General features: G+C 25.9%; 21 protein-coding genes and 1 tRNA gene. 10 read left to right on the top strand and 12 right to left on the bottom strand.

Features of this window, described 5'->3' with window-relative positions; all coding sequences use genetic code 11:
- Positions 1-4: 4 nt before the first annotated feature.
- The 4 genes from GQX97_RS01935 (at position 5) to rlmN (ending at position 4,365) form a co-directional block, all read left to right on the top strand.
- Positions 5-931, top strand: coding sequence for a pseudouridine-5'-phosphate glycosidase (locus tag GQX97_RS01935; RefSeq protein WP_157150279.1), 927 nt, complete (start codon positions 5-7; stop codon positions 929-931).
- A 29-nt stretch (positions 932-960) separates the two neighbouring features.
- Positions 961-2,964, top strand: a complete 2,004-nt coding sequence (locus GQX97_RS01930; RefSeq protein ID WP_157150278.1) for a S9 family peptidase — start codon at positions 961-963, stop codon at positions 2,962-2,964.
- A 69-nt stretch (positions 2,965-3,033) separates the two neighbouring features.
- The gene (locus GQX97_RS01925) at positions 3,034-3,270 is read left to right on the top strand and encodes an FmdB family zinc ribbon protein (protein ID WP_157150277.1); all 237 of its coding nucleotides are present in this window, start codon (positions 3,034-3,036) and stop codon (positions 3,268-3,270) included.
- A gap of 66 nt (positions 3,271-3,336) precedes the next feature.
- Positions 3,337-4,365, top strand: coding sequence for a 23S rRNA (adenine(2503)-C(2))-methyltransferase RlmN (rlmN, locus tag GQX97_RS01920; RefSeq protein ID WP_157150276.1), 1,029 nt, complete (start codon positions 3,337-3,339; stop codon positions 4,363-4,365).
- Positions 4,366-4,376: 11 nt separating this feature from the next.
- On the opposite strand, the gene GQX97_RS01915 is transcribed toward rlmN, so the two are convergent.
- The 6 genes from GQX97_RS01915 to GQX97_RS01890 all read right to left on the bottom strand — a co-directional run bounded on the left by GQX97_RS01915 (position 4,377) and on the right by GQX97_RS01890 (position 9,465).
- A complete protein-coding gene (locus GQX97_RS01915; RefSeq protein ID WP_157150275.1) occupies positions 4,377-5,090 on the bottom strand; it encodes a phosphatase in 714 nt (237 codons plus the stop codon).
- A gap of 14 nt (positions 5,091-5,104) precedes the next feature.
- Positions 5,105-5,719, bottom strand: a complete 615-nt coding sequence (locus GQX97_RS01910) for an AAA family ATPase (RefSeq protein ID WP_157150274.1) — start codon at positions 5,717-5,719, stop codon at positions 5,105-5,107.
- 22 nt (positions 5,720-5,741) lie between these two features.
- Positions 5,742-6,173: a flavodoxin domain-containing protein gene (locus GQX97_RS01905; protein ID WP_157150273.1), complete on the bottom strand. Its 432-nt coding sequence runs from the start codon at positions 6,171-6,173 to the stop codon at positions 5,742-5,744.
- Between the two features lie 4 nt (positions 6,174-6,177).
- Positions 6,178-6,462 carry a hypothetical protein gene (locus GQX97_RS01900; RefSeq protein WP_157150272.1) on the bottom strand — a complete coding sequence of 95 codons (285 nt, stop codon included), beginning with the start codon at positions 6,460-6,462 and terminating at the stop codon, positions 6,178-6,180.
- A 95-nt stretch (positions 6,463-6,557) separates the two neighbouring features.
- Entirely contained in the window at positions 6,558-7,202 is a 645-nt protein-coding gene (locus tag GQX97_RS01895) for a hypothetical protein (RefSeq protein ID WP_157150271.1), read from the bottom strand.
- A 202-nt stretch (positions 7,203-7,404) separates the two neighbouring features.
- Positions 7,405-9,465 carry a tetratricopeptide repeat protein gene (locus GQX97_RS01890; RefSeq protein WP_157150270.1) on the bottom strand — a complete coding sequence of 687 codons (2,061 nt, stop codon included), beginning with the start codon at positions 9,463-9,465 and terminating at the stop codon, positions 7,405-7,407.
- A 125-nt stretch (positions 9,466-9,590) separates the two neighbouring features.
- Between GQX97_RS01890 and GQX97_RS01885 the strand changes: the two genes are divergently transcribed.
- A tRNA-Leu gene (locus GQX97_RS01885) sits at positions 9,591-9,672 on the top strand.
- Between the two features lie 85 nt (positions 9,673-9,757).
- Positions 9,758-11,653 (top strand): hypothetical protein, encoded by a 1,896-nt coding sequence (locus GQX97_RS01880; protein ID WP_157150269.1) that lies wholly within the window; start codon positions 9,758-9,760, stop codon positions 11,651-11,653.
- A 1-nt stretch (position 11,654) separates the two neighbouring features.
- On the opposite strand, the gene GQX97_RS01875 is transcribed toward GQX97_RS01880, so the two are convergent.
- The gene (locus GQX97_RS01875) at positions 11,655-12,317 is read right to left on the bottom strand and encodes a DNA alkylation repair protein (protein WP_157150268.1); all 663 of its coding nucleotides are present in this window, start codon (positions 12,315-12,317) and stop codon (positions 11,655-11,657) included.
- Positions 12,318-12,799: 482 nt separating this feature from the next.
- Here GQX97_RS01875 and GQX97_RS01870 point away from each other — a divergent pair, with 482 nt between their 5' ends.
- Entirely contained in the window at positions 12,800-14,368 is a 1,569-nt protein-coding gene (locus GQX97_RS01870) for a glycosyltransferase family 39 protein (protein ID WP_157150267.1), read from the top strand.
- A 99-nt stretch (positions 14,369-14,467) separates the two neighbouring features.
- On the opposite strand, the gene GQX97_RS01865 is transcribed toward GQX97_RS01870, so the two are convergent.
- The 4 genes from GQX97_RS01865 to GQX97_RS01850 form a co-directional block, all read right to left on the bottom strand.
- A complete protein-coding gene (locus GQX97_RS01865) occupies positions 14,468-15,925 on the bottom strand; it encodes a B12-binding domain-containing radical SAM protein (RefSeq protein ID WP_157150266.1) in 1,458 nt (485 codons plus the stop codon).
- Between the two features lie 161 nt (positions 15,926-16,086).
- Positions 16,087-16,410 carry a cupin domain-containing protein gene (locus GQX97_RS01860; RefSeq protein WP_101503324.1) on the bottom strand — a complete coding sequence of 108 codons (324 nt, stop codon included), beginning with the start codon at positions 16,408-16,410 and terminating at the stop codon, positions 16,087-16,089.
- Positions 16,411-16,493: 83 nt separating this feature from the next.
- Positions 16,494-17,381, bottom strand: coding sequence for a metallophosphoesterase (locus GQX97_RS01855; RefSeq protein WP_157150265.1), 888 nt, complete (start codon positions 17,379-17,381; stop codon positions 16,494-16,496).
- Positions 17,378-19,228, bottom strand: a complete 1,851-nt coding sequence (locus GQX97_RS01850) for a lipoprotein ABC transporter permease (RefSeq protein WP_157150264.1) — start codon at positions 19,226-19,228, stop codon at positions 17,378-17,380. The genes GQX97_RS01855 and GQX97_RS01850 overlap by 4 nt, the downstream gene beginning before the upstream one ends.
- 156 nt (positions 19,229-19,384) lie before the next feature.
- Here GQX97_RS01850 and metK point away from each other — a divergent pair, with 156 nt between their 5' ends.
- From metK to GQX97_RS01835, 3 genes are all read left to right on the top strand, one after another.
- Complete coding sequence (gene metK / locus GQX97_RS01845) at positions 19,385-20,563, top strand: methionine adenosyltransferase (protein WP_407921880.1); 1,179 nt, start codon at positions 19,385-19,387, stop codon at positions 20,561-20,563.
- A 178-nt stretch (positions 20,564-20,741) separates the two neighbouring features.
- Positions 20,742-21,437, top strand: coding sequence for a flavodoxin family protein (locus GQX97_RS01840; RefSeq protein ID WP_157150262.1), 696 nt, complete (start codon positions 20,742-20,744; stop codon positions 21,435-21,437).
- A gap of 77 nt (positions 21,438-21,514) precedes the next feature.
- Positions 21,515-22,330 (top strand): 5'-methylthioadenosine/S-adenosylhomocysteine nucleosidase, encoded by an 816-nt coding sequence (locus tag GQX97_RS01835; RefSeq protein WP_157150261.1) that lies wholly within the window; start codon positions 21,515-21,517, stop codon positions 22,328-22,330.
- A gap of 84 nt (positions 22,331-22,414) precedes the next feature.
- Here GQX97_RS01835 and GQX97_RS01830 read toward each other — a convergent pair whose 3' ends face one another.
- Positions 22,415-23,272 (bottom strand): aldo/keto reductase, encoded by an 858-nt coding sequence (locus GQX97_RS01830; RefSeq protein WP_157150260.1) that lies wholly within the window; start codon positions 23,270-23,272, stop codon positions 22,415-22,417.
- Positions 23,273-23,530: the final 258 nt, after the last annotated feature.

The raw sequence follows: 23,530 nt of genomic DNA, 5'->3' as shown, positions 1-23,530 counted from the left end.
ATAAATGGATAAATTAAATGATTTTTTAGATATTAGTGAAGAAGTAAAAACTGCTTTGGATAAAAAAAAGGCAGTAGTCGCATTAGAAAGCACAATAATATCACATGGAATGCCTTATCCTGAAAATGTTGAAAGTGCTTTAAATTGCGAAAAAATAATTAGAGAAAATAATGCCATACCTGCTACTATTGCCATAATAAAAGGAAAAATAAAAATAGGTTTGAATAAAGATGAACTTGAATATATGGGAAGCACTAAAGATATTATCAAAACAAGCAGAAGAGATTTACCTGCAATATTAGCTTTAAAAAAAGACGGTGCCACAACTGTAACTACAACTATGATAGCTTCTTCTCTTGCAGGAATAAAAGTATTTGCCACAGGAGGAATTGGAGGAGTACATAGATATGCACAGGATACTTTTGATATATCTGCAGATTTACAAGAACTTGCCAAAACAAATGTTGCTGTTGTATGTGCGGGGGCTAAATCAATATTAGATTTGGGGCTTACTTTAGAATATCTTGAGACTTTTGGGGTTCCTGTACTTGGTTATAAAACTTCTAAGTTCCCTAATTTTTATACAAGAGACAGTGGTTTTGATGTTGATTATAAAATAGACACTATAGAAGATATAGCAAATATTCTTCACACAAAATGGGCTTTAGGTTTAAATGGAGGGGTTGTTGTATGCAATCCTATACCTGAAGAATATGAAATGGATAAAAGCTATATAGACAAAATAATAGAAGATACTGTAAAAGAAGCAAAGGATAAAAATATATCTGGTAAAAAAGTAACTCCTTTTATATTGGCTAAGCTTCATAGTGTAACAGAAAACAAGAGCCTCAAAGCTAATAAAGAATTGGTTTATAATAATTGCCGTGTAGCTGCTAATATAGCTTACAATTATTCAAACTTACAAAAATAATAAATATTTTTTAATCGGATTTTATTCATATGGAAAGTTTAAACATTAAAGATTTTTTAAATTTTAATTTTTTATCTAACATAGAGCTTTCAAAAGATAATAAAAATCTAGTGTTTGTAAAAAGCAATCAAGATTATGAGAAAAACAACTATATCTCTGATGCTTTTATTTATAATATTGAAAAAAATAAAATATATAAACTCACTTCGGTAAAAGATGTTAGTCTTGTATCTTGGCTTAATAATGATACTATAATATTTAAATCATCATTAAGAGATGAAGAATTGAAAAACAAAAAAGATGAAGAGTTTATTGATTATTCTCTGTTTTATTCTATCAATATTAATGGAGGAGAGGCAGAGAGTTTATTTAATATTGAGCTTGAGGTAGTAGATTTATACTCAATAGATGCAAACAATTTTTTAATAAAAGCTATTTATGATATTAATAGAGAGAAAAAAAGAAAAGAAGATAATTATTTGGAATGGGCTAAAGAAGAAGCTGATTATGAAGTGTTTGATGAAATTCCTTTTTGGGTTAATAATGTAGGAATTACAAACAAAAAAAGAGAGAGGCTTTATCATTACAATAAAAAAGAAAACAAATTAACTTCCATTACAGATGACTATAGTAATGTGAACTCTTTTAAATATAAAAATGGTAAAGTGTTATGCATTATAAACTCTTTTAAAGATAAAGCCCCTACAACTACAGAACTTCGTTTGTATGATATAAATGATATTAACAACATAAGAGAAAAAGTTATTATAGATTCTAATAAATATGCTATATATTTTGCTGATTTTGTAATTGATAATGATAATAAAGAAAAAATTATTTCTGTTATGACAGACATGAAGAAATATGGACTCAATGAAAATAGCAGTTTTTATTTAATAGATGAAAATAATAATATTAATTTAGTATATCATTATGATAATGGACTTGGCAATATGATAGGAACAGACTCATCTTATGGAGGCGGTAAAGACATTAGAGTTTATAAAGATAAAATATATTTTGTATGCACAGAAAATGAAAATGCTCATATAAAGTGCTTAGACTTAAAAGGCAATATAAACACTATAACAAGTAAACAAGGAGCTGTTAATTGTTTTGATGTTTCTAATAATGATAATATATATTTTATAGGTTTTAGAGATTTGAAACTTGAAGAGATATATTTTATTAACAATGGTTTAGAAAAGCAATTAACTTTTTTTAATGAAGATGTTCTAAAAGAAAAAAGCTTATCAATACCAGAAAAAATTTCATTTAAAACAAATAATAATTTTGAAATAGAAGGATGGGTACTAAAGCCAATAAATTATGATGAAAACAAAAAATATCCCGCAATACTTGATATACATGGCGGACCAAAAACAGCTTACGGAGAAATATTTTTTAATGAAATGCAGGTTTGGGCTAATATGGGGTATTTTGTATTTTTCTGCAACCCTCGAGGAAGCGAAGGAAAAGGAAATGCATTTGCTGATATAAGAAAAATATACGGTACTATAGATTATGAAGACATAATGAAGTTTACTGATGTTGTTCTTGAAAAATATACTAATATAGACAAAAGCAAATTAGGTGTAACAGGCGGTTCTTATGGCGGTTTTATGGTTAATTGGATAATAGGGCATACTGATAGATTTAAATGTGCAATTTCTCAGCGTTCTATATCAAACTGGATAGATGATTTCGGCACTACCGATATAGGTTATTATTTTAATCCTGATGAATTAGGCGGAGATGTTTGCAGCGGTTTTGATAAATTATGGGAACAGTCTCCATTAAAATATGCAAACAATGCTAAAACTCCTACCCTATTTATACATAGCGAAGAAGATTATAGATGCTATCAAACTCAAGCCTTTCAAATGTTTACTGCTTTAAAATATTATGGTGTTGAATCAAGAATATGCTTATTTAAAGGCGAAAATCATGAACTCTCAAGAAGCGGAAAACCAAAACATAGACTTAGAAGATTAGAAGAAATTACTAACTGGTTTGAGAAATATTTAAAGTAATTTAGATACTTGACAGATTTTTATTTTGATATATAGTTTTTTATTAAATTAATTTGGAGATTAAGAATTATGCCTACTTATGAATATAAATGTAAAAAATGCGGACATGAGTTTGAAGAGTTTCAGTCTATGACTGCTGAACCTAAAGCTAAATGTCCTGTATGTAAAGGAAGTGCTAAAAGAATAATTTCTTTAAATGCTGGAGTAATATTTAAAGGCTCTGGTTTTTATGTTAATGATTATAAAGGAAAAAACAGTACATCATCTTCTTCAAGCAGTTCAAATAAACCTAAGACAAGCTGCTGAGGAGTTTGATTAATAAGCTTATAGGTTATAAGCTAAAAAATAATACATAATAAAAAATTAAGACATATGCCAAAAAAAATATCTATAATGAATGTATCAGAAGAGGATTTATCTAAATTCTGTATTGAGAATAATTTTCCTAAGTTTCATGCATCTCAAATACTAAATTGGATATATAAAAAGTATGCTATCTCTTTTGATGAGATGAGTAATATTCCAAAAGATTTAAGAGCATTATTAGATGAAAATTATTTCATACATAATTCAAAAATAGAATCCATCACAGAAGATGAATATGGTACGAGAAAATTATTAATATCATTATATGATAAGAAAAAAATAGAATCTGTAATACTCGGTAAAAATGACAGAATAACTTTTTGTTTATCATCACAGGTTGGATGCGGATATGGATGTGCTTTTTGTGCTACAGGAAGCATGGGACTATCTCGAAACCTTACTGCTGATGAAATACTTGCCGAGTTTATATTAATGCGTGCTGTTACAAAAAAGGTCAATTCTATAGTGTTTATGGGTATGGGGGAACCTTTAGCTAATACAAAGAATTTATTTAAAGCAATAGACACAATCAACTCTTATAAAGGATTTAATTTAGGTATAAGACATATTACAATCTCAACATCAGGAGAAGTTGCGGGGATAAAACAATTAATAGAAAGAGATTTAGATTGTAGATTGGCAGTTTCTTTACATTCTCTTAAAAATGAAGTTCGCGATAAAATAATGCCTATAAATAAAAAATATCCAATAGAAAATCTTATAAACATACTTAAAAGATACAGCAAAAATGGAAAAAGAATGATTACTTTTGAGTGGGTTTTAATAAAAGATGTTAATGATTCTGTTAATGATGCTTATAGATTGGTAAACTTGAAAAAAGAGTTTCCTTTCAAAGTGAATATTATACCTATGAACCCTGTAGAACATGCCCCAGAACTACAAAGACCAAATAAAGATATTATATTGAGATTTAAATCCATATTAAAAGACAATGGAATAGAAGTTGTTGAGAGATTTAAACAAGGTCAAGAGATTTTAGCAGGATGCGGACAGCTTGCTGTAAAAAATCAATAATATTATAATACTTAATTTCTGTTTCTATTATTTAGATAATTCATAAGCCTGTCAAAATCTGCATTCAAAACTAACTCTTCTGGAAAATTAATATCTTCAAGCATATTTAAAGCAGCTTCATGATTGCCTACATTGTACTTTGAATGAGAATCTGAAGTAACTACAATATTTAAATTATATTTTTTGCATAATAATGCCACATCTTTGCAATTTTTATCACTACCCTTTCTCACTTTAAAAGAAGAAGAATTAATTTCTATAAGCTTATTATATTCTTTGCAAAGTTTAATTATCTTTTCCATATCAAATTCAAACTTAGGATTACCCACATGTCCAAGACAATCAACATAATTATTTTTTATCAAACCAATATACCCATTAGTATGAGATTCTATATTTGAAGGAGTAATAGAATCCTCATGATAAGAAGCTATAACAAAATCTAAACATTCAAGAACATTTTTTCTCAAATCAATATTTCCATCATAATCTATAATATTAGCCTCAACTCCCCTAAGCACCCTAATACCATTAACATATTCAGGTATATTATGCATAGATTTAAAATGTATAGTCTTAGCTCCATCGCTAGATTTAGGACCATGGTCAGTAATAGCAACAGCTAAAAACCCATTTTCCTTAGCAGCATTTATAATTTCATCTACAGTGCTAAAAGCATGCTGGCTTGCTATTGTATGTGTATGCAAATCGGCTATTATTTTCATTAGCGGATAAATCCTTATAAACTTTTAGCCATATCTGCTATAATATCTTCTACTTTTTCTAAGCCTATATAATCACTATTAAAACAAGCATCATAATTTCTAGCATCGCCCCATACTCTTCCAGTATAATAATTATAATGTTTAGCTCTTAATTTATCTCTGTCTTTAAGAATCTTTTCTATGCTATTACTATCTAATTTATATTCATTAACAGCTCTATTTATTTTACTTTGCATGTCTGAATGTATAAAAACATTAATACAATTTTCAAATTTCTCTAAAACATAATCAGCACATCTTCCCACTATCACACAAGAATGTTTACTAGCAATTTCTTTAATAACATTGCTTTGAGCAAAAAACATAGTGTCTTGCAAAGATTCTCCATTGCCAAATACCATATTACCAGCATAAGAACCAGATATAGCAAAATTAAAAAGAGAAGGAGAAGTTAATTTTTGTTCATTTTCTTTTATATAATCAGGAGAAAATCCTGTTTTATCAGAAGCCATCTCTATAATTGCCTTATCATAAAAAGCAATACCTAACTTTTTAGCAACATTCTCTCCTATAAATCTTCCCCCGCTTCCAAACTCCCTGCTAATAGTAATAATAATTTTTTTATCCATTAAAGATTTCCTCCAATAATTTTTAATCTCTTGACAAATCCTCTCCAACTTCCTTCATTTTTAATAATATATCATCTGTAGGTTTTTCTTTTGCTATAATAGGTTCTCTAAATAAAGTAATATTATTATTCTTTGCATCTTCAGCCCAATCCCGCATCCATTTACCATCACCCCAACTATAAGAACCAAACAAAAATATCCTTTTATCTTTAAGAACAGATTTTATATCATTATACATGGGCAAAAACTCAGTATCTTCCAAAGTTTCAGCCCCCATAGCAGGACAGCCTAAAGCTATTGTAGAATATTCCTCGGCTTTATTTCTATCAAAATCATATGCCTTAAACATATCCGCTTGACATTTTTGAAGTTCTATACCCTCTTTAAGAGCATTTGCCATAAGCTTAGTATTGCCCGTTTTACTCCAGACAACTATAGCTATTTTTTTATTCATAACTTTACTTTTTTAAATTCTCTTTTGCTTCTTCTATAGTTTTAGATGCCTCTTCTAATGATTTACTTAAAGTATCCTCAGCATTCTTCTTTACATCTTCTATAGTCTCTCCTGCCTTATCTAAACTACTGTCTATAGCATCATTGGCAGTATTTAAACCTTCATCAATCTTTTCATCAACATTTTCAAGCAGCTTATCAACTTGTTTTTCTATATTCTTTTTATCTTTTTCACAAGAAATAAAAAATGTGAATAATATAATAGATAATACAAAAAATATTCGCTTCATAAAAAGTCCTTATCTAAGATGTTATAATTATATTAATAATATACTATTTGTCAAGATAATAAGACTATAAACTTTTCAGCCAAAAAATAAACTTATTATGGCACTATAGTAGTTGTATCATCTTCCCAAATTATTGGAGAAGTTGTTTTTCTTTTAAAAGTTATTATTATAGGTTTATTTGTCATAACTTCAGCCAATTCTTTTGGTGTAATTTGAAAGTTAGTCTTTAATGATAATGAAAACTCTACATTTAACCAAGCATCTGTTATGCCTTCATCACTAGCAGATAAAGAAGTTTTTATATCTCCTTTTACCTCACAACCTATATTAGTTGCTAAAGTATATATTTTATTTTGAAAAACATTTGTAAAAGCTTTTATGCTTATTGGTGTATATGGTTCAATTCTCCACTTTGATTTTAATTGCATAGTTAATTGAGGATATGGAGTACCTTCTGGAAGCTTTGGTATTGATTTATATATAAAATCAGTAAACACTTCTTTAACATCATCAGGGGTATTTGGAACTTCAAAAGATAAAGCAGGTATTTGGCTATTTATATAATCTAAAGTTATAACAATTATGGCATTATTGGTTATTACGTTTGTAAAATAATTCGTAATATAATTAGTTTCTGAATTAGCTCCAATATTATCTGGGGCAAGTACATTGGGTCGCTCTTGCTTACATGATGAAATAAGAATCAAAAATACAGATATAAATAAAATTAAACTTTTCATAGGAGTTAGCTCCTTTATATTAATTTTACACACTTATTTTTTTAATTTAAAAAGTCTTTATTTAAATAGTATGTAAACATTTATAAAAAAAGCAACTATAAAAAAATTAAAATTATTTATTTAATAAAACCTAGTATAAAAATAACGATTATAAGCAAAAATTAATATAAATTTAAGTATATACCAATATTAATATAAAAAATCAAGATATAGGGGCATTTGATACATACACATTAATTCTATATTTATTTTTCACCGTCTCTGAATTATATATATTAGTAGCTTTTGCCAACCTATCATTATATTTCTCAACCAAAAAATCAGCATCCTTAACCTTTGGAGCAAGTATCACTTCTTTTAATGCCTTATTATCAAATAAATATAAATAGTTTTTGTAAGAGCGTTTCATATTATCATCTATGTGCAAAGGATTGCTTCCATATTCAAGCAGCTGTATAATACGCATCTCTTGCTCTTCTACAAATGAAGAATCTTTTATTAAATACTGTATATTCATAAGAAGCTGACAAGAATATTCTAACTCTTCACTATTAAAAGATTTTATAATATCAAATATATTATTAAAAATATACCCTATTTTATTTCTTAACTTATCATAAAAATCTACTCCATCATTCCAAAGAACATGATAATTTTTGTTTAGGTCTATTATAAGATTATTATAATCAGATTCAGAAGGATTAAATATTATTTCATTTTTTCTATAGTTATAATAAAGCACATAATATAATGGCAAAGTATTTTCTTCATAAGACTCTATATAAGAATTATTCTCTTTGTTGTAAGAAAAAGAAAATAGTATACTAGAGTTTATATTATTAAAAGAAGTATCAAAAAAAGATTTGTTAAAAACTAAACAACAGCCTGTACCTTCCTTATTGTCATTTTTACCATATAGCCTATACATAGTAAGAGAATCTTTACATCTGCTGAAAGAAGTTTGCAGTGCTATAAAATTATTAACTTTAGAATGTTTTACATTTAAACTATTATCTCTAAGAAGCTGCATTAAAACTTTACCCTCTTTAGGGTCATTAGCATTTTTTACGCTTGTCATTCTAAACTTATTTTTCTTAATATAGCTATTATAATTTTTTAAATTAGCCTCTTCTGTTTTATCGTATCTTTTATCAAATGCCATCTCATCAAATACTTCTATACTAGTGTAATGCGATATCTCTTCTATCTTATCATAATCTTTTACTGATATTAAATATAAGAGTATATATTGAAATATCCATAATTTTTTTAATTTATTTTTATCAGCAATATCTCTTGTAACAAAATAAAAATATTCTTCTTTTTCTTTTACCCAAAAACTCTCTTGATTTAATATTATATTTATTAGCTTATCTATATCAATAAAATATATAAACTTTGATATAATATTAAAAATATTAACAGATTTATATTTGTCTATACTAATTAAAATATCCAAAGATTTATCATATTCTTTTAAAAATATTAATGAATTAGCTTTAGAAAAATATACCCTCTCACAAATAGAATCATCATCAATATAATTATATTCAATCATATCACTATCATTTATGTCTGATTTCTTAATATTTTTTATCTCTTTTGATTTTAAAATGTCTATAGCCTTGTCAAAATACTCTATTGCTTCTTTATATTTATTTATTCTATTTAAACAATTTCCTTTATTTAAATAAACTATCTCTAAATATTGATTACTCTCTACTGCTTTATCATACATTTTTAAAGCATTATCTATTTCCCCAAGCCTCTCTAACATAATAGCTACATTTAAATAAGCATATTCATACCCCAATTTTCCCGCTATATTAAAATAATCTAAAGCATCTTTATAACGTTCCAATTTTGAATATATTATCCCTATATTAAAATAAGATATTTCAGATTTATCATTTATCTCTATAGCCATATTAAAAGAAGACAAAGCATCATCATAAGCATTTAGTTTAGCAAGTATTATCCCCTTATTAATAAAAGCCTTTTCATATAAAGGATTTACACTTATAGCCTTATCATAAAACTCTATAGACTTCTCATATTGATTTAAATAATATAGAGTTAATGCTTTTTTGTAGTATGCTCTTGCAAAATATATCTCTTTATAATTGTTGTCTAAATCTTCGCTGTAAGTATAAAAATACTCTATAATTTTATCGTATAGCCTAAGTGCAGAAGAATATTTAGTTAAGCCAAAATATAATCTAGCCTGAATAAACCAACTATCTATTTTATCTTTAACAGTCATAATATAAATCCTCTATTTTATATTAATATATTTTTTATTATTATCAATATTCAAAAATAATTTATAATAAAAAATAAAATTTGACAAAAAGTTATGTTATTATATAATAGATATTAATTTTACTCGCTCGGGTGGTGGAATAGGTAGACACAACAGCTTGAGGTGCTGTCGGGTAACACCGTGCTGGTTCAAGTCCAGTCTCGAGCAAATTGGAGATTTTAATCTATATTAATTTCTTTCTTAAATAATGCTTTTCAAAGTTAATAACTTTTTATATAATTAAAGGACTATTATGAGATTTCTTTTTTATTTATTAACTATATTATTTGTTATCTCATTTATATATATCATTAAAACTAATAAAGAAATATTTAATATAGTTTTAGATAAAAAAAAAGAGAAATTAATTTTAATCATATTTTGTTTTATTACATCCATAGCTCAAATATTGCTTTTAAATAGTAATTATCCTTATATAGGTCATGATTATGCCCAAATAGAAGCTAGGGCTATTAGTATGTTTATATATTATCAAAACAATGGATTAGATATAGAATGGGCTTCTCCATTATTTGGAGGAGGACTGCTTAGTTATGCTAATCCTAATTGGCATCAATATTCTCCTTTATATTTTCTTACTCTAATTATGCCTTTTTGGTATAGTTATAATTTATTAACATTTTTATTTTCTATAGTTGGATTTATATCTGTATATCTTCTGCTTAAAAAAGATTTTAATTTTAATTTTATAAGCTCTTTAACAGGAGCTGTATTTTTTTCATGTACTGGATATTATATATATCATCTTAAAGTTGGGCATTGGACATTTATATATCATCCATTGACTGCTTTGATAGTTTTTATATTTTTTTCTAATACTATATCAAAAGTTAAATTTAGTTTTATTATAAGAATATTATCTGGGGCTATAATTTTTTCTGCCATGATATTTGGAGGAGCAATACATACAATATTTTTCTATACTTGTTTTGTACTACTTGGAATGGCTGCTATTTTTTTCAAATTAAACTTAGATTTTTTTAAAAAATGTTTAGCTATAATATGCTCTGTATTAATATCTTTTATCTTAAGCTTATCAAAAATTATACCTATGTTTATATTATCCGCTAAAATAGATAGGGGAGAATTAATGGTTGATAATGTGCCATTTCATAAAATATTTGAAGTAATTTATTATTATTTCATTTTATCTTTTGTCTCTTTTTTAGAAAAATTATTTTCATTAAATCTATTTTTTCATATAAAATATTCTGCTATATGGGAAAACGATTTATCTTTGCCTTTTTTAATTATACCATTAATGATAATTATATTTATAATTAATAAAAAAGAAATTAAAGAACATTTTTATAATTTAAATAAATTTGATAAATTTAAAATATTTCTTTTTATAATTTGGATTTATTTAATTTTTGATATTTATTATGATAAAGGTATAATAAATAGTTTATTTCCTTTCTTAAAAAAGATAAATTTAAGATTAAGAATATCCTCTACATTGATACTGCCATTTTCCATATTTTTATCATATTTACTTAATAAATATAAATTATTTAACAGAAAAAAGTCATTAATATTATTACTACTATTAAATATATATACAATTATTTTCTTTCTTTACAAGCATGCTGATACATTTAATAATGAAATTGCTTTTAGAAATGTAAATATAGAAATAGGCAAAGAAGTTTGGAATAAAATAAATAATTTAGGAAGTAATAATAATTATAAAATATATACTATATTATCATTTAATGAGCAAAATGATGAATATAGACAACAATTATTAAAACAATTTATTAGTAATAACTCTATTAATTTGTATTCTGCACAATTTCCTTATGAACCTATATATGGATATAGACTTGAAACTTTTAAAGCTAAAGATGAAGGCTCTATATATAAAATATCCAATAATTACTATAACTTTACTCATCCTAATAGTTTAATATTTTTTAATGATGAATATAAACAATTTACAGGCTTTTCTCTAGAACAGAAAGATGATTTAGATAAATTTGCTTCATTTAAAAAAGTAGATTGGAAACTGCCTAAAATATTTTATATAGCTAATGATGTTTCACTTTATTCGCATATAATAGTTTGTAGTTTATTAATATTAATAATAATATTTAATATTATATTTGCAGTAAAGAAAAAATATTAATTTATTTATTATTTAAATATTTAGCTGCCTCTTTTATACTTAAATTAGACATCTTATCTTTATGTTTCTCAATAAAACCTAAAACCCATTTAGGATTGGTTTTGCTATAATCTCTAAGTGCCCAACCTATAGCCTTATTTATAAAGAACTCTTTTTGATTTAGATTATTAATTATTATCTCTTCAAGTAAATTAGTATTTGTATTATTTTTTCTTATAAGCTGATGACATATAGCAATTCTTCTAAGCCAAAAATTATCATCTACTGACCATTCTAATAATATAGAATTGACACTATCATCGCTCAAAGCAATGTCACCTATTATTCTATGAAAGCCGTCAACACTGTCCCACCATGATTTTGTTAATATATATTTTTTTAATTTTTCAATATGAGTTTTGTTTAAATATTTTTTCTTTAAGCTCAAATAATCAATAGCACAATATTGAAACTCTCTATATTTACTCTTAAAACATTTATCTGTAAAATCAAAATTAATATATTCTATTTTTTTATATTCTTTAAAAATGTTGTTTTCTATATTTTTTCTGCTTTTAGAATCCACGCCCAAAAACTCAAATTTGTTTTTCATATATGCAGACATCTCTTTAGCTTTTTTGCTATTTTGTAATTTTGTTAATTGTTCAAATATATCATTTAGCATAATTAAATATATTTACTCAAAATCTTTTAAATGCCCTTTTGACACTTTTTAAATGCTCTTAAATAATATTTTATATATTTAAAGCTACGAAATAATAAACTAAAATCATAAATTTACACATATTTAAGATAACACAATTTTATATATAATACAAATATTTTATTTAATAAATAATATTGAAATTTCAAATATAGTATAATATAATTATAGATTAAGAAATATTTATAAATAACAAATTAGATTTCAAAAAATTATAAATATTACATACTAATTGATATTATTAGTGCTTATGTAATTTATTATCATTAACGAATATTTATATTTTTTGATTTTAAATTTATTTATACAAAACTATTATATAAAATAATAATATTTAATTAAAAAATTATTATATCTTTAGTTCTAAATTATTAGTTAGTTATATAAAATTAAAATATGATATATAAAAAATTAATTAAACAATTTTAAGGATAATTAAAACGATGAAAAAAAATATTAATATATATATTGCATTTATAATTCCTATTATTTTAACAATAATAATACATATTTATGCTTTTCCATTTCCTAAAGCTTATTTAGATGAATTTAAACAATATGATGATATGCGTAATTTTTATGATAATAAAATATTTCCTACTCTTGGAACCAAAATGACTAATGCAGCATTAGAACATACTCCAAGAATGCCGGGTGGGTTTTATTATATTTTATATAGTTTTTTATATAAAATATCAAATGAAAATGATACTTTGCTTCGTTTATTATTCATGATATTATGTATGATTGTACTTTTTTTATTTATATGTTGGACATATAAAAGGTTTGGAAAATATACAGCAGCAATTTTATCTGCACTCTTATTATGTAATGCTTATTTGTTTTTTGCTAGTATAGACATTTATAATCCAAATGTAGTTATTTATTTATCATTTATATTTATGATATTATTTTATGAGTACGTAATAGATGGAAAATACTCATATATTTCAGCATTATTAATGTTTCCAATAATTGCTTTAATGGCTCAATGTCATTTTACATTATTTTTTTCAATGGTTCCTTCATTAATAGTTTATCATATAATAAGATTTAAAAAGCTTACAAAAAAATATATTATTCCCATTTTAATAAGTGTATTTATATCATTTTTAATATATTTACCTTATCTAATTGCAGAAATAAAAAATGGTTTTTTGAACACATCTTTAATGCTTTCAATGAGAGGATCTAGCATATTTATAGGTCTTCCACAAATTTATGCTATGATTTTATTTCCAACAACAGAAATTTCAATTTTTTATGGAAGAAGTTCTGCTATATCATACTTTTGGCTTCATAACAATAGGCTCATTATATTCGAAGCTTTAATTCTTATCATATCTACATTATTATCTGTTTATGCTATATTCTTTAGTATTAGAAAACTTGTACTTAATAAATATAAAGAAAATATAACATCTGATACTATTATGAAAGAAGGTATAATATTATATTTGCTTTATATACCGGTAACTTTATTAACTTTTTTTATTTTAAAATCATATCCTGGTACATTCCATTATATATACAGTGCTTTTGCTTTATCCTTTATACCTATAATTACATTAATAAAATATATAGAAAATAAAAATATAAATTTAAAAAACGCTCTAATTATATTTTCCATATTATTTAGTATATCATCTTCTTTTCATATAATAAGAACTGTTAATATATTTATAGCACCATTTACATATAAAAATCAGAAAGAATTAGTCTCAGCTATAGTTAATGATTCTAAAGGCGAAAGTTTTTATATAGATACTGTAAGGGATAAAAATGATAAGGAACTTTTATATGCTTTGGCTGCTAATAGATATGGGTTTAAAGATAAATGGAATATAGATACAAATTCTAAATTAGTATATTTCATATATGATAGAAATATGTATTTTCATAATTCTAAATGGAATGATGTAAAAGATGGAAAAAATAAACTAATACCAGAGAATGCTATTAAAATATGGGGTGATGATGCATTAGCAGTTTATAGATATATTAAAAATTAATTCAACTATATTTAAGTATTTATATAACTTTTAACTTATTATAGCAATAAAGTAAAAATTGTTAGTATAAAATAAAATTAATACTAACAATTTTCAATTTTATGCAAAGTCTTTTAAATGGCCTTTTGATACCTTTTTAAATGCTCTTAAATAATATTTTATATCATCTAAATCTCTAATAGATAATACTTTATGCATTAAAAACTGCGGAGTAAAACTTAAATTATAAAGCTTCTGTATCCAGCATTTTATTTTCTCTTCGCCGACATCAGTTTTCATTATAGCCTTACGCATATCATAATCTTCCCAATTTTCTGTGGTAAGCCAATTTTCTCTTTTACATTGATTAAATAATTCTGTACCCGGATATGGAATTATAATTGTTGCCTGCATTGTTTTAGCATAACCTTTTAGAAGAAGTTTTTTAGTAAGCTCATAAGTTTTTTCAATATCTTCTTCAGTTTCCCAAGGGTATCCTAGCATTACTGTGATATGAGGAGAAAGACCTGCATCAGAAGCAGCTTTACAAGAAGGAAGTATCTCTTCAACTTTATTGCCTTTTATAAGTTTGTCTAAAGTGTTTTGACTTGCTGACTCTAAACCAAATAACAAGAATCTAAAACCTGCCTTTTTCATGAGCCTGTATTCTTCTTCATTACAAGCCCCAAAACGCATGTTGCAATCAATATTAACTTTTTTATTAAGCTTTTTGTCTATCATAATATTACAAAAATCATTAAGCCATTTCTTTACAGGAAAGCAACCCGTGTCGTCCATTATCTCTTTTATATTATATTTATTGTATAAAAACTCTACTTCATCAACCACATTCTCTGCAGTCCTAGCACGGAAGTTTGTATATATACCAGTCCAAGAACAGAAAGTACATCTATGATGCCAGCAGTCACGCCCCGCCATTATATAAGTGCCCGGTATGCGTTTAAAATTACCGTTGTCATAAGCATATCTTTTCCACTCTGTTAAATCTCTATCTATAAACGGAAGACTTTTTAAATCATGTCTTAATTCAAAAAATCCTGTATTTTTTATATTGTTATTTTCTCTGTAGTATATGCCTTTTTCTAATTGAGTTTTTCCATTTAAATATTCTATTAAGTTCAAAAGCAAAAAGTCATAATCACCCCCTGTAAGTAAATAATCAACCTTACAGTTATTCATAGTTTCATCAGGCATAGCAGTAACATGGTCGCCTGCAATAACTACTATCATATTTTTGTATTTCGCTTTCAAATCATCAACTATTTTCCAAGCTTTATATATAATAGGAGTCTTCACTTCAAAAAATAATAAATCAGGTGTGTTTGAATCTAAATACTCATACCATTCTTTAGTAGTCATATTCCTTGCAATAGCGTCAATAAAATCTACTTTATAGCCTGCATTTTTTATCATAGTTGCCGCAGTTGCAGGCACAACAGGATAAATATATGTAGGGCTTTTGAACCATTGAAATTGTCTGTTTTGTGAAAGTAATGCCACTCCCCTATCGCTTTCAAATGGAGGATAGCCTATATATATTCTGTTTATTTTGTTCATACATTAAACCTTTTAAGAATTTAAAACTATATTAACATAATTATAAATTATTACTTTATTAAAAGCAAATTGTAAACAATTTAATTACTATATAATAAAAAAGCATAAGGCTTACAAACAACCTCATGCTTAAAAAAATTATTTATTAATAAAAAACACCATTATGGCTTTACTTGTATAACAACTACCTTAAAAGCTTCTATTGCCTTTAATGAATGATTGGCATTAGCAGGTATTAAAATAGATTCTCCTTCAGACAACACATAAGCATCATTTTCTATAGTCATCTCAAACTTACCGTCTATAGTGATAACCAATACATCTCCTGTACTGCTATGAGTTGGTATAGATTTGTCTTTGTCTACAGAAAGTATTTTTATTGCTAAATTATCTCTGTCTACTAAAGTTAATGCAGAGTTAATCTCTACAGTATCTTTTAATGATAATACTTTTTTATAATCTATATTGTTAATAAAATTTGGCATCGCAATATCCTTTTAATTTTTTTTATAATTATCCAGTATTTCCTTATAAAAGTCTATTGCTATAGCAACAAAGAATAAAAAAATTATCGCTTTTTTTTCAATGTAATAATAACTATTTCAGGATAAGCAAATAGTCTAAATGGAAGTAGTACCACCCCCACACCAGATGTAACATACACTTTTGTATTATATGCTTTCATATTTCCATATATGCTAATTAAAGGATATTCCCTATTTTTATTTATAAACTCTATTAGTTTGATAGGCACAAAACTTATTTGCAGCCCATGAGTATGCCCTGCAAGAAAAAAATCTATTAGCTTATTGTATCCGCCTTCTCTAGCAATCTTTAATGGAAAAAGAGGTTCATGAGATAAAAGTATATGGAAATTATTTGTTTCTACTCCTTTGGTTGCACTATCAAAATCTACTTTATCTGTCAAAAAATCTCCAACCCCTCCTATAGAAATATAATCTCCTGCTTCGTTTGTAATAAACACTATGTTATTATCTATAGTTTTAAATCCGTTTCTTATCAAACAATTAGACACATCAAGAGTGCTCTCCCAATTATCATGATTGCCCATAACAGAGTATTTGCCAAATTTAGTATTTAAATCTTTTATTCCTTCATCAAACTTTTGAACATTATTAGAATCATAATAATGAAACCACCTCGGAGCACTGTAAATATAATCGCCTGCAAATAATATTAAATCAGGATTATTTTTTCTTATGATATCAGACATTTTTTTTACATGAGAAGTTGGTATATAAAGCCCCGCATGCATATCTGCCGCAAATGCCACTTTTGTATTATCAAAACTATATGGTAAATCATCAAACTCTAATTCAATATATCTTACCCTCAAAGACCTTGAAAAATAAAACATATACAAACAAAGAAGCAATATTATAAACAACAAAATAATTATAACTTTTTTCTTTTTATTAAATATATTTCTTATCATATATCACTGCCTAATAAATTTGATGAAATTATAGTTAAAGCAAAAGACAAAATAAAAATTACTAATAAAAATATTATAAAATTAAATACTATATCATAAAGCACTAAGATTAATATTAACGATAAAATAACAGCAATGATAAATGATATAGCATATTTTTTAATTGAGTCTTTTTTATTAATATTGTTTGCTTTACAAAAAACTGATAATAGAAAAGAATTAAACAAAGAAACTGATATGAAAAATAAAGCCATAAATATAAAACTAAATATTTTTGTATTATTATTCTCATATCCTTCTATATAAAGTTCATCTAAATTATTATCTTTTAATTTTTCATTTAAATATGGATATATATTATCTTTTGATTGTATTATTATTCTTTCATTGTATGGAGATTTGTCGCCGCCTCTAAGATGCAAAAAATCATACATTGTTTTTAAGTTAGCATATATATTATAATTATCTATATCATATATTCCAACAACCTTAAAATACATAGTATCCAAAATGCCGCGTGAGTTTTTCGCTATAAGAGAAACACTGTCTCCCACTTTAAGATTTAAATACCTCGCCAAATGCTTGCCTATAACAATTTCTCTATTTTCTCCTTCAAACATCTCTCCAGATATAAGATTATAATTAATATTTAAATTATCATAAGCATATACTCTAGATTGAATACTTCCTGTTCTAATTACAACACCAACAGGAAATGATATAACTCTTGTAACATCATTGTTAATAATATTTATATCTCCAATAGCACCATCCAATAAAAAAGTATTATCAGAAGTATTTTTTTTAGCAATATTATAAACATTATTATTTGGAGACGGTATTTTTTGGGCTGTTTCTAATAAATAATCATAAGAAACTACAAAAGCAAAAATATATACTATAATAAAACCAAAAAGAATTAATTTAGAAAATTTTATGCTTTCTAAAAACATCTTTTTTATTGAAAAGACTTTTAATTTTGCAGACAACACAGAAACAACATTTACTAATAATACTATTAAATATATATTATCAAAATAAAAATTAGTATTTAATGCATACTTTATTATTATAAAATAAGCAACTAAAGAAAGCATAAACCCAATGATAGAAAATATTACACTGTAAATCAAACTATTATTATTTACAAATATAAAACTAAAAAACAAAATAAAGAAATAAGCTAAAATAAAATATAAATTATTATAATTAGTATTTTCTTTATTATTAAAAGAGTAATATGCAAAATCTTCACCAAACACTTGCTTAACTATATTATCATCTACACTATTATTTTTTACATATATCTCACTAGCACAATCATTAAGCTTTACAAAATTATTTAAATTATCTATATCAACTAAAACATAATTATATTTTAAAGCATCTGATATACTTAAAACCTCATATTCTTCAGCATTATAATGACCATCTTTTGTAATTAGCTTTAATATAACACTATCTCCAATTTCTACATTTAAATTCTTTGAAGTTTCTTCACTTATTACAACCCCATTATTTTTATCAGAAATATTAACATTAAAAACATTATTTTCTTCTATACCGTTTAATATAACCTCTTCCTCACCTAAATAAGAAATAACAAGAGCCTTATATTTTAATACAGCAGATATATCTTTCTCATCAAACATTTTTAAAAGATTCTCTTTTTTTTGCTTATAATTATCAATAAAATATTCAGGTGCTGCTTCATCTCTCACAGTCATATAATTAGTGTTCATAATGCTTATATAATTTGCATAAGTTTCTGGCTTATCAAGATTAAAATAAAGCATTAAAGAAGCAATAAATGAAATAAAGATAAAAAATATAACTTTCTTTTTCATAAATAATAACTCAATAAAAATGTATAAAAAATTATATACTATTAAGCGTTTTTGTAAATGCTTATAGTTAGAATTATCTAAAAAAGTTATTGACTATTATATAAACATAATATAAAATTAAACGATTATTTTAAAAGAGGTAAAACTATGGCTGAAATAAAAAATTATCATTTCTCTTCTGAGTCGGTAACAGAAGGCCATCCTGATAAGATTTGCGATGCTGTAAGCGATGCAGTCTTAGACGAATGTTTAAAACAAGATCCTAATTCTAGAGTGGCATGTGAAACTTTAGCAAAAACAGGAATGCTCATCATTGCCGGAGAAATCACTACAAAAGCTAGATTAGATTATCAAAAAATCGCTAGAGATACCGTAAGGCGAATAGGATACACAAGCAGCGATATGGGTTTTGATGCTGATACTTGTGCGGTTATGGAGGCTATTGCAGAACAATCTCCAGATATAGATATGGGTGTTAGTGCTGGTAAAGGATTATTTAATTCTGAAAGTTCAAATGTTTCTGAAGGTGCAGGCGACCAAGGTATAATGTTTGGTTATGCTATAAATGAAACAGAAACTTTAATGCCTTTAAGCATACATTTAGCTCATAGATTAGCAGAACGTTTAACAAAGGTTAGAAAAGACAAAATTGTTGACTATTTAAGACCAGACGGAAAAAGTCAGGTTACAATAGAATACAAAGACGGTAAAGCTGCTAGAATAGATGCTGTTGTTATTTCTACTCAGCATGCTGCAGGTGTTGAGCATAAACAAATAGAAGAAGACATAAAAAAACATGTAATAAATGAAATATGTCCAGCTAATATGCTTGATGAAAACACAAAATACTATATTAACCCAACAGGTTCATTTGTAGTTGGCGGACCTATGGGAGACTGCGGATTAACAGGAAGAAAAATAATTGTAGATAGTTACGGCGGACATGGTGCTCATGGAGGCGGTGCTTTCTCTGGAAAAGATCCTACAAAAGTAGATAGAAGTGCTTGCTATATGGCTCGTTATGTTGCTAAAAACATTGTTGCTTCTGGTATTGCTGACAGAGCTTTGGTTCAGTTTGCTTATGCTATTGGTGTTCCTGAGCCTTTATCTGTATATGTTAATACTTTTGGTACTTGTAAAGTTCATGATGAAGTATTAGCTGCTATTATTTCTAAACAAATTGATTTAACTCCAGCAGGCATAATCAAAACATTAGATTTAAGAAGACCAATATATGAAAAAACTACTGCTTATGGACATTTTGGAAGAGAGCTTCCAGAGTTTACTTGGGAAAAAACAGATATCAAACATCTATTTGCTAACCCAACAAAATAATTTTTTAATTTAATAAATTTTAAACATTCAAGGCTTATCAATGAATTAGCATTGGTAAGCCTTTTTACTAAAAAAATCAAACTAATAATCATATTTTGCAACATAATAAATACTTTACAGCCTCATAACTATGTCGTATAATTTAGATTGATAATTCATTATAAGAGATATATAAAAAATGAAAATAACAGTTATACATGGTCAAAGTCATAAGGGTTCTACTTACAACGCTGCTAAAATGCTTTATGATAAATTAGATGGCGAAGTTACAGAGTTTTTTCTTCCTAGAGATTTTAATTCTTTTTGTGTAGGGTGTAATAATTGTTTTAGGAAGTCAGAGACACTATGCCCTCATTATGAATCATTAAAGCCTATCACTTCAGCTATGGATAATGCTGATATAATAATATTTGCAAGCCCAGTGTATGTATATCATGTAACAGCTGCAATGAAAACACTATTAGACCATTACGGTTATAGATGGATGATACATAGACCAGAAGAGAGTATGTTTAGAAAACAAGTTGTATGCATTTCTACTGCTGCAGGAGGCGGAATGAAGGAAACAACTAAAGATATAGCTGACAGCACATTTTTTTGGGGTGTTGCTAAAACATATAAAATTGGTTTTGCTGTGAGAGAAGTAACGTGGAATGATGTAAGCGAAGATATAAAAGAAAAAATAAGAAAACAAATATATTCTTTAGCTAACAAAATAAAAAAAGATTATGGCAATATAAAGCCTTCTATAAAAACAAAAATGCTTTTTCATTTGATGAGAAAATTACATCAAAAAAAGAAAATCACAGAAAATGATTATAATTATTGGAAAGAAAAAGGCTGGCTTGATAATAAACGTCCTTGGAAAAATTAATACAATCATTGACTTTATAATAAATATATTTATAATGCTTCTCTATTAAAAATTAAGGATACATAAAGGATACAAAAATGAAAAAAATATTAATTATGTTTTTTAGTTTGATATTATTATTATCCTGTAATAATAATTCAAACAGCAATGAAAATTATAAAAATATAGTATTAGTTCAAGGAGCGATGGATATAGAAGTTGATACTATGATAGCAAGTTTAAAAGATGTGAAAGAAGAAAGATATGGTTCTTGGACTTTTTTTGTTGGCACTTTGGAAGGAAAGAATGGATTAAACAAGGTAATAGTATCTAGAACAGAAATTGGGCTTGTTAATGCTTCTGCGGCTACTGCTATAGGTATAGAAAAATATAAACCTACTATTATTATTAATCAAGGCACATCTGGAGGTCATGATATTAATTTACATTCTGGTGATATTGTTTTGGGTACTAATATAATTAATATAGGAGCTTTTAGAACAGAAAAATCAGAAAATAGCGATCAAAATAATTGGATATTTTTAGATGATGTTCAAAGGCTTAGAGATGAGAATAATAATTTCATAACAAATATGGCATTTTATAGTGATATAGATTTAGTTAATATAGCAAAAACTATAAATTACACAAATGGCAAAGTGGTTGAAGGAACTATAGGAACTGCGGACCAATGGAATAGAGAATTAGAAAGAATAAATATGCTTCATAATAAATATAACACTTCTGCTGAAGAGATGGAAACTGTAGCTGCTGCACAAGTAGCAAGAGCTTTTAATATACCTTTTATAGGAATAAGAATATTATCAAATACAGATTTGCATAATGAAAACTTTAATCCAGAAACTGCTATTTGGTGCAATAATTTCACTATAGATTTTATTAAAGCATTATAAATAAAAAAATAAAAAAAATTAACAATTCAATCATAGCTTATAAATATGTTTGAATTGTTATTTTTTTAATTATTTAATATAAAATTAAAAATCTATCTTGTCTGGGTGAAGTTCTGAACCTGCAAAATATTCTATATTGTTTATAGTATTCATATCTTCATCGCTAATATTAAAATCAAAAACTTCAGTATTTTCTTTTATTCTTGAAGGGGTCATTGATTTTGGAAGGGGAAGTGTATTATTTTGTAAACACCATCTTATGCAAAGCTGTGCAACAGACTTTTTATATTTAGCAGCAATTTCTTTTAATAAATCATTATCAAGCATTTTGCCTCTACCTAGAGGACTCCAAGCTTCAATAAGTATATTATTATCTTTGCAATATTTAAAAGTCTCTTCTTGCATAAAACCAACATGAAACTCTATTTGATTAACCATAGGTTTAATTTCTGTTTGCATTAAAGATTTCAAATGATGAGGCATAAAATTAGAAACACCTATTGATTTTATTTTACCTTTTTCATAAAGCTCAGTCATAGCTCTCCAAGTCTCTAAATTAATATTATCCCAATCTTTAAATTGATGTTCTGATGCAGGCCAATGTATTAAATAAAGGTCAAGATAATCAAGCTCTAAATCATTAAGAGTTTTTTCAAATGCTTTTAATGTGGTATTATATCCTCTCTCTTTATTCCAAACCTTGCTTGTAACAAATAATTCTTTTCTATTTATACCGCTTTCTTTTATAGCCTTGCCTACACTTTTCTCATTTTCATAAATGGCAGCTGTATCAATATGTTTATAACCTAACTTTATAGCCTCTTTTACAGAGTTTATAGCATCGTCACCATCTGGAAGCTTCCAAGTACCAAAAGCTATACAAGGAATTTTATAACCATTGCTTAATACAAAAGAATCGTTTAGAGAAGAGAAATTGTTCATTTTAATATACCTTTTAATTTTTAATTATTGAGTTAGTCAATTGTTTTATTATATAAAATATAATATGAAAGTCAATAAGAATATATTTTTACATAATAGTTTGTATAATTATAATACAACACACCTATTATTAGTATAATATTAATACATATAGCTATCATAAGATGTATATAATTACACATAATTTAAAAATTGAGTTCAAAAAAATATCAAAATATGATATTTTAATATAGTAAAATGGCTTATAATAGTCATATC

The organism is Brachyspira sp. SAP_772 (assembly GCF_009755885.1).
Classification (GTDB): domain Bacteria; phylum Spirochaetota; class Brachyspiria; order Brachyspirales; family Brachyspiraceae; genus Brachyspira.
The sequence above is the reverse complement of the archived record's forward strand: the minus strand, read 5'-3'. Positions and strand labels throughout refer to the sequence as shown.

Bases quoted from the DNA above. Each gene is read 5' to 3' on its own strand.
- GQX97_RS01935 (WP_157150279.1), top strand. From the start codon at position 5: ATGGATAAATTAAATGATTTTTTAGATATTAGTGAAGAAGTAAAAACT.
- GQX97_RS01930 (WP_157150278.1), top strand. From the start codon at position 961: ATGGAAAGTTTAAACATTAAAGATTTTTTAAATTTTAATTTTTTATCT.
- GQX97_RS01925 (WP_157150277.1), top strand. From the start codon at position 3,034: ATGCCTACTTATGAATATAAATGTAAAAAATGCGGACATGAGTTTGAA.
- rlmN (WP_157150276.1), top strand. From the start codon at position 3,337: ATGCCAAAAAAAATATCTATAATGAATGTATCAGAAGAGGATTTATCT.
- GQX97_RS01915 (WP_157150275.1), bottom strand. From the start codon at position 5,090: ATGAAAATAATAGCCGATTTGCATACACATACAATAGCAAGCCAGCAT.
- GQX97_RS01910 (WP_157150274.1), bottom strand. From the start codon at position 5,719: ATGGATAAAAAAATTATTATTACTATTAGCAGGGAGTTTGGAAGCGGG.
- GQX97_RS01905 (WP_157150273.1), bottom strand. From the start codon at position 6,173: ATGAATAAAAAAATAGCTATAGTTGTCTGGAGTAAAACGGGCAATACT.
- GQX97_RS01900 (WP_157150272.1), bottom strand. From the start codon at position 6,462: ATGAAGCGAATATTTTTTGTATTATCTATTATATTATTCACATTTTTT.
- GQX97_RS01895 (WP_157150271.1), bottom strand. From the start codon at position 7,202: ATGAAAAGTTTAATTTTATTTATATCTGTATTTTTGATTCTTATTTCA.
- GQX97_RS01890 (WP_157150270.1), bottom strand. From the start codon at position 9,465: ATGACTGTTAAAGATAAAATAGATAGTTGGTTTATTCAGGCTAGATTA.
- GQX97_RS01880 (WP_157150269.1), top strand. From the start codon at position 9,758: ATGAGATTTCTTTTTTATTTATTAACTATATTATTTGTTATCTCATTT.
- GQX97_RS01875 (WP_157150268.1), bottom strand. From the start codon at position 12,317: ATGCTAAATGATATATTTGAACAATTAACAAAATTACAAAATAGCAAA.
- GQX97_RS01870 (WP_157150267.1), top strand. From the start codon at position 12,800: ATGAAAAAAAATATTAATATATATATTGCATTTATAATTCCTATTATT.
- GQX97_RS01865 (WP_157150266.1), bottom strand. From the start codon at position 15,925: ATGAACAAAATAAACAGAATATATATAGGCTATCCTCCATTTGAAAGC.
- GQX97_RS01860 (WP_101503324.1), bottom strand. From the start codon at position 16,410: ATGCCAAATTTTATTAACAATATAGATTATAAAAAAGTATTATCATTA.
- GQX97_RS01855 (WP_157150265.1), bottom strand. From the start codon at position 17,381: ATGATAAGAAATATATTTAATAAAAAGAAAAAAGTTATAATTATTTTG.
- GQX97_RS01850 (WP_157150264.1), bottom strand. From the start codon at position 19,228: ATGAAAAAGAAAGTTATATTTTTTATCTTTATTTCATTTATTGCTTCT.
- GQX97_RS01840 (WP_157150262.1), top strand. From the start codon at position 20,742: ATGAAAATAACAGTTATACATGGTCAAAGTCATAAGGGTTCTACTTAC.
- GQX97_RS01835 (WP_157150261.1), top strand. From the start codon at position 21,515: ATGAAAAAAATATTAATTATGTTTTTTAGTTTGATATTATTATTATCC.
- GQX97_RS01830 (WP_157150260.1), bottom strand. From the start codon at position 23,272: ATGAACAATTTCTCTTCTCTAAACGATTCTTTTGTATTAAGCAATGGT.